The following is a 12,910-nucleotide window of genomic DNA, read 5'->3' as shown; positions in this document are numbered from 1 at the left end:
CCTATTAACAGCAGATAAAAATATCAAAAGGTACTGTCGCCTATGACAAAAAATATATCCACAAGGGCATCAGTTTTCATTTTCCTGGCTCTGTGCATCACGGCTAAAGCACAATCCAGGCTTTCGGTCGGCATTGAGGCAGGAAGCACTTGTCCAATTTACCACGCCACTGATTTCAACAATACGCTGAGTCTGGAGAAAACTTCGCAGTTCTCTTTTTTTGGGATAGTGGTTAGCAGAGCGTTCAACCAATTCCATAGCCTGGAAACCGGAATTCTAATAAACAGTTTTCATGGAGATTATGAGATTACAGACAGTTCGCTTGTATCATTTACGACCACTAACGGGCCTACGGTCTATCAGATTCCATTGCGTCTGAATACGAATTTTCCCATTTTCAAGCAGTTCTTCAAAAGTAAATTATTCCTGAAAAGCGTATTAGGCTATCATTTTGGGATTAACACTTCATACGAAGAACCAGACCTGTATCAGTCCGGCTTTTCAATTACAAGGCAGGGAACCACATTGACCTATGATGAAGAGGCCAAAAGCAACTACGGCTTCCGCAGAACGTTCAACCTCTTCGAACTCGGGCTGGGATTGGAACTGTTTTTTGGCGACAAAGTATCTCTCTTTGGCCATTATAATTATCTGTTCGGTACCGATCAACTATTCGAAATAGATATCGCCTACCAGATAAACGGGGGAGATATAAAACGGGAGCAGGTCAATTCGAATGGGAGCTATAGATTGTTCAAATTTGGGGTAAAGTATCACCTTTAGACCTACTGCCCCTGGTTGAATCCACATATTTAATCCATCCTTGAGTTAACGTTAAACCATGAAAAACACACTACTTCAGTTAGGTCTTGCCTTACTTCTTTTGCAAAGCTGTGCTCCCAAAGAGCCAACTGTGCTTCAGTTTGAGAACGAAGCCCTGCGCAAAACCTTTTCCCAACCCCGGCACCCTGATGCCATTTCTGTAGAGCTGTACGACAAGCAACAGGAAGTGTTCCTCAACAATCCTGCCGGACTCCCCTACTTCGAGGCCGTCATCAACGGGCAAATCCTAAGTGCTGCCGATCCGGTTTGGGTATTTGAAAGTCAGCAATCGCGGTCCATGGGCAACGGGGGCACCGAATACGAACTGCGGTACCGGGCTGCCACCGGCCCTGCTGAAGGCTTGGTCGTCCTCATCCGTCAACAGCTCTTCCCCGGAAGCCCGATTGTACGGGAGAAGCTCGAATTACTGGCCGATGCCGAAAACCGCTTTAACCTAAATAAAAAGGATGGGGAGCTGCACTTCCGCTTTCCGCAGTACCGGCTACGGACCGCACAGGCAGGCAAGCCCCAAACCACCGAAATCCGCATCGCCAGCTGGAATCATAAGCCCATAACTTTTGCTAAAGCCGGTGACCCGCCCGGCAAGTCCAACCACATGTACTACCCGGATGTCCGGGCAGCCGCACCCGATGCCCCAGGCGACCGCCCTGCCAAAGGCCCTTTCCGGATCATCCATAACAACGACTGGAGCTTTGGGCTGGCTTACGAGCACGCCTCGCAGGACAATACTAACGGGCTGCTCGACATCAAAAAGAAAGCTGAAGACGGCCGGATCGTTGATGCCATGCAGGGCATAAAAGGGGTATTCAACTTTGAAATCAAAGACGAAGATTTTCAGTTTCTGGGCATTGGTGCCGTAGCACAGGCACAAGGCATAGACGCCAGCGTGCAAGCCATGCGCGGCGCCTATCTGGATGGAGAGCCCATTGATGCCCGCCACCCTTATGCCTCCGTATGGACGGCCCACTTTCATCATACCGGGCCTGCACTTGAAGACAGCAAAGCCCTTATCAGGGACTACCTCCTGAACAAAATCTGTGAGCACCCGGCTTCCCGCAAACCGGAGTTTTACTACAATACATGGGGCATGCAGCGCGCTTCAGAAGAACTCCGAGGTGTACTGACCTACGAAAACCTGTTCCGCGAAATAGAACACGCTGCTGACCTTGGCGCTGATATTTTTGTGCTGGATGATGGCTGGGAAGAAAAGCATGGCGACTGGACTCCTCACCGCGAAAGGCTTTCTCAGGGGCTGGGGCCAATACGGGAAAAACTGGAGCAACATGGCCTGAAGATGGGGATATGGTTGTCTCCGCCTACCATAGACAGTACCACAGAGCGCTACCATGCTCACCCTGAATGGGTCGTTAAAGATTCTGAAGGGAATCCCATTGCAGCTCAGTGGGGACACTGCGGCTTCGATATGGTCAGTGGTTTTCAGCAAGTTTTTATTGAGGACTGTAAGCGGCTGATTGATCAGGGCGCCCGTTTCTTCAAGTGGGATGCCATCAATACCTTCTTCAGCGATCTGCCCGGCCTTCACCATGGTGATTCCACCTACACTGCTTCGGAGCGACGTGCCCGGTACGAGTACCTTTTGCCTATTTATGTGACCGAAGCCATGCGCATCCTAACCGAGTATGAGCCCGAGCTGATCATTGAGGTCGACCTGACGGAAGCCCGCCGGGTGATGACCGGGCTGGCACCACTGAGCCAAGGCAAGCTGTTTTGGATGAACAACGGCGCGAGTGGGTACAACGACTATGGCCCCTACCGGGCGCAGTCGATGCGCACCATCCCCAATGAATTTGCGGGCATTATCCCGCTGGAGCTTTTCACCTACGCCAACTACCCCCATGATCTGGAAGGTTCCCTGGACTACAACATCCACACTTCCCTGATTGCCGGGCACGGTTACTGGGGCAAACTCGACCTGACTACCGCCGATGTCCGCCAAAAAGTTGGCGCTAAGACCAAACTGTCCAAACAAGTGCTGCCTTACCTCACCGATATTGCTCCGGAAGTGGAAGGCAAAGTAGGCGCCTCTCCGGAAGTTTACCGCATGATCAATGCGGAGGCTGGTGCCGGGCAGGTCTTTGCCTTTACTACGGAACCTGTTGCAGCTTTAAATCAAAAAGTGAAAGTCAATACCGAAAATGTGGGGGCAATCCTTCATACTCCGTTTGAACTGAGTGAGCAGGAAGCCCGACTACAGTTTACGCTGGACCAGCCTTATGCAAGTGGAGCTGCCTTCCTGCTACCCATTGGAGAAAAAGGTATTCAGATTACAGCATCGGATAGCCCGCTCTTGAGTTGGGAAGTCGAAGCGGCAGGAGTAGCCTACCATACGGCTGGCGATGGGGTGCAAACAATACGCTGGCCTGAAGAGCTTGGTTCTCCAACGGTTACAGGTGCTGTAGTATTAGAGAAAACGAAAAACTCAACCCACCTCCTGTTTAAGCTGGAAAGCAAGAGCGGTGATAAGGTTAAGATTAAAGCCCCTAATTAAAAGACCATTTTATGAAAAAGCTTTGCTTAGTCATCTCCTTTTCTTTTCTAATCAATTGCTTAAATGCACAAACTGAAAAAGCCTTTGTGCCCAATTACGATGAAAGCAAGGTGCCCAAATTCACTTTGCCGGACCCACTTCAGACTTTTGAAGGAGCGCGCATTCGCAATCAACCCGACTGGGAATCCACAGGGCGGCCCGAGCTGCTGAGCTTTTTTACCCAGCAAGTCTACGGCGAAGTGCCAGGCTCACCTGAATCTGCATCTTCGGAACTTATTGAATCCTCTGATAATGCTTTAGACGGAATAGCCCGCCGAAAGCAGATAAAGCTAACTTTCAAGGAAAACGGGCGCAGCCTGGACTGCCACGTTCTAATGTATTTACCTAAAGGCATAGGGCAAGCTCCTGTATTCCTCGGCTATAACTTCTACGGCAACCATACCGTCACCACCGACACGATGGTTTACATCCCTCAGGCCTGGTCGCGCAACAATGCAAGTTTCGGTGTGGAAGACCATAAGCTCACCGCCCGGTCCAGAGGCGTACGTGTGAACCGCTGGGCGATTGAGGAAATCATTGATGCCGGATTTGGGCTGGTCACCATTTACTACGGAGAGATTGACCCGGACCGCAATAACTTCCAGGATGGCATTCATCCATTATTCTACGAAGCGGGCCAACAGCAGCCTTCGAAGAACGAATGGGGGGCTATCTCTGCCTGGGCATGGGGGCTAAGCCGTGTTATGGATTACCTGGAAGAGGATCAGGATGTAGATTCAGGAAAGGTTATCGTTATGGGGCACTCTCGCCTCGGCAAAACGGCACTTTGGGCAGGCGCAATGGATCAACGCTTTGCGGCGGTCATCTCCAACAACTCCGGTTGCGGTGGAGCAGCACTTTCCAAACGGCAGTACGGAGAAACCATCGCCCGGATCAACAACCACTTCCCGCATTGGTTTTGCAGGAACTTCCATACCTACAGCAATAATGAAGCATCCCTTCCCGCAGATCAGCATGAACTCATCGCGCTCATTGCACCACGCCCGGTATACGTTGCCAGTGCCGTTGATGATCAATGGGCCGATCCTAAAGGAGAGTTCCTTTCTGCCTGTCATGCTACACCGGTCTACGAGCTTTATGGTAAAAAAGGAATTCCAACCCCTGAAATGCCAGAATTGGATACGCCCATCCACAATACCGTAGCCTATCATATCCGCAGCGGTGGGCATGATGTCAAGGAATACGACTGGAAACAGTACATCAAATGGGCAAAAGTGGAATTGAAAGCAAAGTAAAAACCAATGCTATTAGGCACCTTTCAAAAGGGATTGATTTTTTCAGCCTCCGCACGCCCCCTTTCCCCCTAAAGGCGGGAACCTCAGCGCACAAAAAACAATCCCTTTTATTCATGAAGCCCTATTTGTCTAGTGGTTTGGTAAAAACCAATGCTTTGCTCTACCAGATATCCCGCCCCTTCAGCCAGTCTGACAGGCGGTCCATCCACGAAGACAGCGTTTCATCCGATTCCGCCATGCCGTAGCCGTGACCGCCGGACTCGTATAAATGCATTTCTGCCGGTACGCCATGATCGACCAACGACTGGTACAAACGGATACTGTTCTCTACCGGGACTGCCTGATCATCCGTACTGTGCACGATGAAAGTGGGTGGAGTTGCCGGCGTCACCTGAAGCTCATTGGAAAAGCGGCGTACCAAATCAATGGGCGGGTCGCTCCCCAGTAAGGCTTTTCGGGAGCCACCGTGCGTGATGGTTTCCAGCATGCTGACCACCGGGTAGCCCAGAATCATAAAGTCCGGGCGAACCGAGGTGGTATCCGCTATCGAACCTACGGGTTCCCTAAAGTGCGTACCCACTGCAGAAGCCAGGTGGCCACCCGCCGAGAACCCCATGATGCCAATTTTGGAAGGGTCGAGCCCCCATTCCTGAACGTTTTGGCGGACCAGCCGGATCGCTTGCTGTGCATCCAAAAGGGGAACAATCGCCTTTTCGTCCATAGCTTCATCGTTGGGCAAACGGTACTTGAGCACAAAAGCGGTAATCCCCCTCTTGTTAAACCAACGGGCGACGGCATAGCCTTCGTGATCGATGGCGAGAATCCGGTAACCACCGCCCGGGCAGATGACTACACTGCTGCCGTTGCGCTGACCTGCAGGCGGAAGAAAAGTGTACAGCTTCGGCTCCGTCACATCTTTGACCCGCATGACGTTGGTTGTCCAGGTTTTTTCGACCAGCTCATTGGGTTTGGATAAGGGTGGGCCGGCTGGCCAGAGTAGAATGGAATCTGATTGTGCGGGTAAGAACCCAGGGAGCATAAACACAAGCCCCACAAGAAACCTGAGAATCAAAAGATAGCTTCCTCTTTTTCGGAGGCATGGAATAAATACCATGGTATCTAAATTAAGTCTGAGGCATTTGCTGAAATGCTAATATGATATCTTCTTTTTGCACACCGAGTGCAACAAGCTCATCAATAATAGGTAAATCAGTCCGATTCTCTTGGATAAGGATTTTCCCTTCGAGTAAATCAAAGTGGAAAAGCGCGTAGTGAATATGCTCTTTCCCATTCCAACCCATTCTTATGAGTTGATAGTGATGATTTTCTTTATCAGCAATCACCTGATTTTCTACCTGCTCCCAATTAGCAGGTAAAAAAGATGAGTATTGCTCAAGAAAGGATAGAATCGCTTTCTGGTATGTTTCTAATTTTTTATCCACTGGATTATCTTTTGAGCTTTTTCGTCAAATATTCCTGATAAGGTGACACTTCTACAGTCGTTCCTCCTAAATTAAGAAAATTTGACGTTTTATGAATCAATTGCGGTTAATTCTAGTTTGTAGTTATTTAATACCCCTATTCCTATTTGCTCAGCCACAATCTTTATACAAAAACCTCCAAAACAACTTAAAAACAGGCTGGAACACCTGGAGCACCTACAGTATGGGGCAGCACGTCCTCCTGCCCTCCGGAGCCGCCCTAAACCTGGGCATCCACAAAAGCAGCAAAAATACCGATGGCTTTGTCAACCGCTTCTTTGTCGACAAAACTGCGAATGGGTCGCGTGAGCCCATTGTCAAGCCGGGCTATCATAGTTACTCCGGCGATTATACGAGTATGGAGGTGGAATACCGGAAAGTTAAGCTGAGAATCGAATCAGCAGCTTACGGCAATGACCTCTACCTGCTCATTACGCCTATGGAGCTGGACGAGGAATATACATCGACACTCCTCGTGGAAGGCGGCTTACTTTGGAACCGGCCCGGGCAGATTTCCAGGGAGAAGGACGCGCTAACGATAACAACCCCGGATCAAAAGCTGGAATTCCGGTCCTCTGCCCCACTGAGCAATCACCCATTCTTTAATACCCTCAGCCCCTTTTTGGCGATTGAACTGAGCGGTGCGGTGGGCATTAGCAGCACGACCACTGATTTGGCTGCGATTCAGAAGAAGGTAACCGAAAAACGGAACGATTACGAAGCCTACCTCAAGCAATTCGGCAAACTCGCTGAAGCCTACGCCGGTATGGCAGCCGGGCTAGGCTGGAATACCATTTACGATCCCGTGCAGGACCGGGTATTTTCAACGGTGGACCGCCAATGGAACATCAACCGGGGTGGCTACGTATTTTTCGGCTGGGACAACTTCTTTATGGCGCACATGATTGGGCTTGATGCCCCCGAACTGGCTATGGCTAATGCCGTGGAGGCACTCCGGGAAGCCACTGCTGATGGCTTTGTCAGCAACCTTAGTCAGGGCAACGGGCGAAAAGCCTGGGACCGTTCTCAGCCACCGGTAGGCGGACTGGCCTGCTGGGACATCTACCAAAAACATCCGCACCAATGGTTCCTGGAAATGGTCTATCCCCGGCTGTTGCGCTGGAATGAGTGGTGGTTGGAAAACCGCCTGAATGGCGACCTGCTCTCCTGGGGCTCTAATCCCGCTCAAAACCCTTTCCATGACAAAGTGTACCACAACCTTCAGGCTGCCATGCTGGAGACCGGCATTGACGATAGCCCTATGTACCTCGATGCGCAATTCGACCCGGAGAAAAACCTCATGGAAATGCACGATGTAGGCCTGAATGCCATGTACATCGCCGACTGCCGGGTACTAGCCAAAATGGCGGACGTCCTGGGGCAATCAGAAGACGCCCAACGCCTGCGAAAACGTGCAGACCGCTTACAGCAGTACCTTCAGGCGCTTTGGAATGAGGGGAACCAGCTTTTCCAAAACTACGACCTGATTCAAAATACTTTCTCAGACCGAATCTCCCCAACATCCTTTTATCCCTTGCTCACCCGCACCGCATCGTCTGAACAAGCGCAGTCTATGGTCAGTAAACACTTGCTCAACGAAGAAGAATTCTGGGGCGAATGGGTGCTGCCTTCCATTGCCAAAAACGATCCGCTTTTTCCAAAGCAGCGGTACTGGAAAGGCGCCATTTGGGCCCCCATGAACTTCCTGGTTTACCTCGGCATGCGCGAATACCCGGAGCTGGATGACGCCAGAGAAGCACTGGTTAATAAATCCGCAGACCTTTTCGTACGCAACTGGACAGCTCACGGATTTGTGTGCGAAAACTACTCCCCCATTGACGGCACCTGCACCGAGCCTCAGCTCAATAGTTCGCCATGGTATACCTGGGGCGGTTTGCTGGCGCTGATGGGGCTGATGGAGGAAGGGTATTATGATTAATTCATCAACCGGGTTCCTTTCGAAAATTACCTGTCCGCCAGCCAATCTTGCCGGCTGAGACTATAAACTTACATGAAAGACCCGCTGTAAGCCTGGCGCATTACAATCTCTCTTGCTATGCCTCCACTAAAAAAGCTTTCGGATATGCTCCTACGTTTCTTTCAAGTTATTTTTGCGGCGTGCCTCCCTTTTCTGGTCGCTGCCCAAAATTCGCCCAATATTCTGGTCCTCATCGCCGATGACTGGTCTTACCCCCATGCAGGCATTTACGGTGACCCGGTAGTTCAAACCCCCAACTTCGACCGGCTAGCCCGGGAAGGTGTTGTCTTTGATCATGCCTACTGCGCTTCCCCATCCTGCACGCCCTCCCGCGCAGCCCTGCTGACCGGAAAATACCCGCACGAACTGGGGCCGGGAGGTAATCTTTGGAGCCTGCTGCCTGATACATTCCCCAATTATGTAGCCTTACTGGAAAAAGCAGGATATATAACTGGTAAAGCCAATAAGGGATGGGGACCCGGAAATGAAAAAGCAGGCGGTTACCCGCATAATCCTGCTGGACCAAATTACGATAGTTTCACCGATTTCCTCAAACTGCGGGACCCGGACCGACCCTTCTGCTTTTGGGATGGCAGCAATGATCCCCACCGGGTGTATGAACCGGGGAGCGGGGCGAATCAGGGCATGGATGCCTCTGCCATTGATCTGCCACCTTTTTTTCCAGACCTGCCTGAGGTACGCGATGATATCCTTGATTATTTCTATGAGGTGGAACGCTTCGACCGGCGAATCGGTACAGCTGTCCGGGAACTGGAAAAACGTGGATTGCTGGACAACACCATTATTGTCATCACCAGCGATAATGGCATGCCCTTCCCCCGGTCAAAAGCGAATCTTTACGACTACGGGACAAGGGTCCCTCTGGCGATCTACTGGAAAGGGCAACTACAGCCCGCCCGTGAAATGGAAAACTTTGTCAACCTCATCGACCTGGCGCCAACTTTTTTGGAGGCCGCTGGTCTTTCCGTCCCCGGAGAAATGTCAGGCAAAAGCCTGCTTCCCCTGCTCAAAGGGCAGAGCCAAAAGCACCGTGATCAAGTCTTTCTGGAACGAGAGCGCCACGCCTACGTCCGCCCCGATAACCAAAGCTATCCGATGCGGGCTGTTCGGACAAAAGACTACCTCTACATCCGGAACCTGGAACCCGAGCGGTATCCGACGGGCGATCCTGTGCACATCTATGCGGTAGGTGCTTACGGCGATTGCGATGATTCTGTAACGAAAGACGCCATCCTTGAGGGGCAGGACAGCACCCTGAAGCAACAGGCTTTCGGCAAACGCCCTGCTGAGGAGCTTTACGTGCTTGCAGAAGACCCTTACCAAATGGCAAATCAGGCCGCCAATCCGGAGTACAGTCAGGTAAAAGCAGAGCTGCACAACACCCTCAACGAATGGCAATCTGCAACCCATGACCCGCGTGCCAATGACCAGGGCACTGTTTTCGAAAAAGGCCCCTACTTTGGAGGCCCCACCCCGTCAAAACAAGCCAACCGCCACCCCCGGTCCGCCCCACGTACTGATATAGGCCATCCGGTACCTGCCAGATCCACCGCCCTTGTTGACCCATTCCTGGGGAGTATCAATGGTAATGTGCTTCCGGGTGCTTCCGTCCCTTTTGGAATGGTTAAGCTGAGCCCGGACATTATGCCCCCGCAGCCCACCTCCGGCTATCGCCCCGGCAAGCCAATAGCGGGCTTCAGCCACACTCATACCAGCGGGACCGGTGGAGGCGGCCGGTATGGGAATATCCTCTTCACCCCACTGACGCAGGAGCTTAACCTCAAAGATTACGCTTCGCTAAAACAGGTCAATGAGCGGGCTGTACCGGGGTACTACGCTGTCACCCTTGCCCGAAAACCCGGCGATGTGGAAGTGGAATTAACGGCTTCTGCCAAAGTAGGCTACCATCGATACACTTTTTTCACCTGGGATGAATCAACGGAAATCGAAGGGCAGGTGATTATTGATGTCGCCCATGCCATTGGCCGGACGGGGCTGGAAGATAGCCGTTGCCTCGAAGCCGAAGTGGAGATTGTTGGAGAAAACGCCATTCAGGGCTGGGGCCATTTCGCCGGTGGCTGGGGCGGGCAAAACCCGTATAAGGTATATTTCTTCGCCCAGTTCGACCGCCCCTTTTATGCAGCAGGTGTTTGGCAAGACACCACCCTCCTACCCGGCCAGCAAAACTTATCAATCCGCTTCCCGGACGATCAGCCGGTCAAAAGCCGCCGCATGGGCGCATGGGCGACCTTCAAAGGACCGCAGCAGCAGCAGGTGGAAGCAAAGGTTGGGCTTTCATTTAAAAGTATAAAAAATGCCAGGAAATTTCTGGATGAGGAAAAGCAAACTTCATTTGACCAATCACGAGCTGCCGCCGATCAGTCCTGGGACAAGCGGCTGTCCCGTATTGAGGTGGAAGGTGGGCTGCCCGAGCATCAGCGGATGTTTTACGCTACCCTTCGCAATACCTTCCTCATGCCCACCGAAGTCACTGGCGCTACCGAAGACTGGCCCGAAAGCCAGCCTCATTATTGGGATCATTATTGTATTTGGGATGTTTTCCGCACCGTTATGCCCCTGCATACGCTGATTGCACCGGAGCAGCAACGTACCATCCTGCAAAGCCTGCTAAGCATTTACGAAAGGGAAGGCTGGCTTCCGGATGCCTGGATAGCCGGGGACTTTGGCAGCATACAGGGCGGGACAAATGTGGATGTCGTCTTTGCGGATGCCGTTGCCAAAGAACTGGGTGGATTTGACCTGGAACAGGCGTTAAAAGCCCTGCGGCATCATGCCGAACATCCCTCTGATAATCCCAAAAAATACGGCCGCCACCTGGAAGATTACTTAAAACTGGGCTATGTCACTTCAGCATCTGCTAAAGGGGCGACTTCCCGCTCTCTGGAGTATGCCTACAATGATTACTGTATCGCCGAAGTGGCGGAAGCGGCAGGCGATACGACTACAGCCCAACGGTACCGGGAGCGTTCGCAAGGGATTTTCCAACTTTTCAACAAAGAAGCCGGGCACTTCTGGGCGAAAGACCAAGCCGGCAACTGGCAGCCTGGCATCACCACCGAAAACCTGCGCAAAGACCACTGGAATGATCCCTACTTTTACGAAGCTACGCCCCTTGCCTACAGCAGCTATGTACCCCACGATATGCGGGGGCTTATCCAACGGCACGGGAGCCCGGAAGCCTATATCAAGTACCTGGACCGCTTGCTGTTGGACCCCGGGTTTGACCTCGGTAATGAACCGCTCTTCCTGTTGCCCTATCAGTACATTTATGCGGGTAGGCCGGATAAAACTGCTGAAGCCGTTCAGCATCTAATGAGAAGAAAGTACGCTGCCGGGTATAACGGCCTTCCGGGACAGGACGACTCCGGTGCGATCTCTTCCTGGTACGTCTTCAGCAGCATCGGCTTCTTCCCCGTTGCCGGGCAGGATGTTTACCTCATCGGCAGCCCGCTGTTTGACCGTAGCCGTATCCGATTGGAAAATGGAAAGACCTTTAGCGTGGTTGCCCGCCGCCGGTCTGCTGAAAACATTTACGTACAATCGGCCAAACTGAATGGTATCCCGATCGACCGGGCGTGGTTCCGCCACCGGGAGCTGATGCAAGGCGGCACACTGGAGCTTATCATGGGATCAGCGCCCTCCGAATGGGGAAAGGTGCAGGTACCGCCCTCACTAACTCAACCGGCCCCCTATGCTCCGGAAGATATTCAGGCCATTTGCTGGAATATGGTGGACTACCACCTGCTGGAGATTTACCCAAAGCTCAATTACGTCCCGGTCATGGAAGGCGCCTGGACCAAGAACGCTTACTGGAATGCGGCCACCTTTTATACCGGGCTTTGGAAACTTTATGAAAAAACGGGACATGCTCCTTTTTTCAAACACATGGCTGAGTGGGGCAAGCGGGAGCGGTTCACCCCGCTAAAGTACGACCCTGACATTGCCAACAATCACCTTGCTGCCCACACCTGGCTGGAAATGTATCAGGAAACCGGAAACAAAGCCTACCTGGAACCCAGCCTGACGGAGCTCGACCGCTTTATGCGCCTCCCCTACGAAGGGCGTACCGAATGGTGGTGGTGTGATGCGCTCTTCATGGCGCCACCCACTTTCGCTTTAGCTACCGAAATCACCGGTGATCCCAAGTACCTGGATTTCATGCACGAAAAATGGGTACAAGCCACAAAGGCACTGCAAGATCCCGCCACCGGGCTCTTCTACCGGGATGCTAAATACGTCTACGCCCCCGATAAACCTGAAACCCACGGCAAAGATGGCGGTAAGGTATTCTGGTCGCGCGGTAATGGCTGGGTAATGGGCGGCATTGTCCGGGTTTTGGAGCATCTGCCGCAAAGTGACCCGAGGCGGTCGTACTACATCGAATTACTCCAACAGATGGCAGCCAGTATTGCCCCCTTGCAGGGCAAAGACGGGCTCTGGCGGGTCAGTCTGTCCGATACCCAAAACTACCCCTTGCCGGAGACAAGCGGTACAGCCCTGTTCTGTTACGCCCTGGCCAATGGCATCCGCAATGGTTATCTGGATGAGGCGACCTACCGTCCGGTCATGGAGCGGGCATGGGAAGGCTTGATGCAGCATATCCGTCCGGATGGCAGCCTCGGCAGCGTACAACGTGTAGGCCACGCACCCGAACAAATTGACCCTGATCATACGGAGCCTTTTGGGCTGGGTGCTTTTCTGCTGGCGGCGGTGGAGGTGATGGGGATGCTGTAGGTTGGTAAGTTTCTTTTTTACCACGGAA

General features: G+C 52.3%; 7 protein-coding genes. 5 read left to right on the top strand and 2 right to left on the bottom strand.

The genetic code is table 11. From position 1 onward, the window contains the following. Window positions 1-42: 42 nt before the first annotated feature. From ACO08I_RS00910 to ACO08I_RS00900, 3 genes are read left to right on the top strand one after another with little or no spacing between them, the layout of a single operon-like run. The gene (locus ACO08I_RS00910) at window positions 43-783 is read left to right on the top strand and encodes a hypothetical protein (RefSeq protein ID WP_421948198.1); all 741 of its coding nucleotides are present in this window, start codon (window positions 43-45) and stop codon (window positions 781-783) included. 58 nt (window positions 784-841) lie between these two features. After that, window positions 842-3,352: an alpha-galactosidase gene (locus ACO08I_RS00905; protein WP_421948197.1), complete on the top strand. Its 2,511-nt coding sequence runs from the start codon at window positions 842-844 to the stop codon at window positions 3,350-3,352. Window positions 3,353-3,363: 11 nt separating this feature from the next. Beyond that, complete coding sequence (locus ACO08I_RS00900; protein WP_421948196.1) at window positions 3,364-4,647, top strand: acetylxylan esterase; 1,284 nt, start codon at window positions 3,364-3,366, stop codon at window positions 4,645-4,647. Between the two features lie 160 nt (window positions 4,648-4,807). On the opposite strand, the gene ACO08I_RS00895 is transcribed toward ACO08I_RS00900, so the two are convergent. Both ACO08I_RS00895 and ACO08I_RS00890 read right to left on the bottom strand, forming a co-directional pair. Then, window positions 4,808-5,575 carry an alpha/beta hydrolase gene (locus ACO08I_RS00895; protein ID WP_421948195.1) on the bottom strand — a complete coding sequence of 256 codons (768 nt, stop codon included), beginning with the start codon at window positions 5,573-5,575 and terminating at the stop codon, window positions 4,808-4,810. 196 nt (window positions 5,576-5,771) lie between these two features. Next, complete coding sequence (locus ACO08I_RS00890) at window positions 5,772-6,089, bottom strand: XisI protein (protein WP_421948194.1); 318 nt, start codon at window positions 6,087-6,089, stop codon at window positions 5,772-5,774. Between the two features lie 223 nt (window positions 6,090-6,312). On the opposite strand from ACO08I_RS00890, the gene ACO08I_RS00885 reads away from it, so the two are divergent. Both ACO08I_RS00885 and ACO08I_RS00880 read left to right on the top strand, forming a co-directional pair. Continuing rightward, a complete protein-coding gene (locus ACO08I_RS00885; protein WP_421948193.1) occupies window positions 6,313-8,067 on the top strand; it encodes an MGH1-like glycoside hydrolase domain-containing protein in 1,755 nt (584 codons plus the stop codon). A gap of 144 nt (window positions 8,068-8,211) precedes the next feature. Beyond that, window positions 8,212-12,882 carry a GH92 family glycosyl hydrolase gene (locus tag ACO08I_RS00880; protein ID WP_421948192.1) on the top strand — a complete coding sequence of 1,557 codons (4,671 nt, stop codon included), beginning with the start codon at window positions 8,212-8,214 and terminating at the stop codon, window positions 12,880-12,882. The last annotated feature ends 28 nt before the right edge of the window (window positions 12,883-12,910 follow it).

This window comes from Phaeodactylibacter xiamenensis, from assembly GCF_965229835.1.
Lineage (GTDB): Bacteria > Bacteroidota > Bacteroidia > Chitinophagales > Saprospiraceae > Phaeodactylibacter > Phaeodactylibacter xiamenensis.
The sequence above is the reverse complement of the archived record's forward strand: the minus strand, read 5'-3'. Positions and strand labels throughout refer to the sequence as shown.

Bases quoted from the DNA above. Each gene is read 5' to 3' on its own strand.
- ACO08I_RS00910 (WP_421948198.1), top strand. From the start codon at position 43: ATGACAAAAAATATATCCACAAGGGCATCAGTTTTCATTTTCCTGGCT.
- ACO08I_RS00905 (WP_421948197.1), top strand. From the start codon at position 842: ATGAAAAACACACTACTTCAGTTAGGTCTTGCCTTACTTCTTTTGCAA.
- ACO08I_RS00900 (WP_421948196.1), top strand. From the start codon at position 3,364: ATGAAAAAGCTTTGCTTAGTCATCTCCTTTTCTTTTCTAATCAATTGC.
- ACO08I_RS00895 (WP_421948195.1), bottom strand. From the start codon at position 5,575: ATGCGGGTCAAAGATGTGACGGAGCCGAAGCTGTACACTTTTCTTCCG.
- ACO08I_RS00885 (WP_421948193.1), top strand. From the start codon at position 6,313: ATGGGGCAGCACGTCCTCCTGCCCTCCGGAGCCGCCCTAAACCTGGGC.
- ACO08I_RS00880 (WP_421948192.1), top strand. From the start codon at position 8,212: ATGCTCCTACGTTTCTTTCAAGTTATTTTTGCGGCGTGCCTCCCTTTT.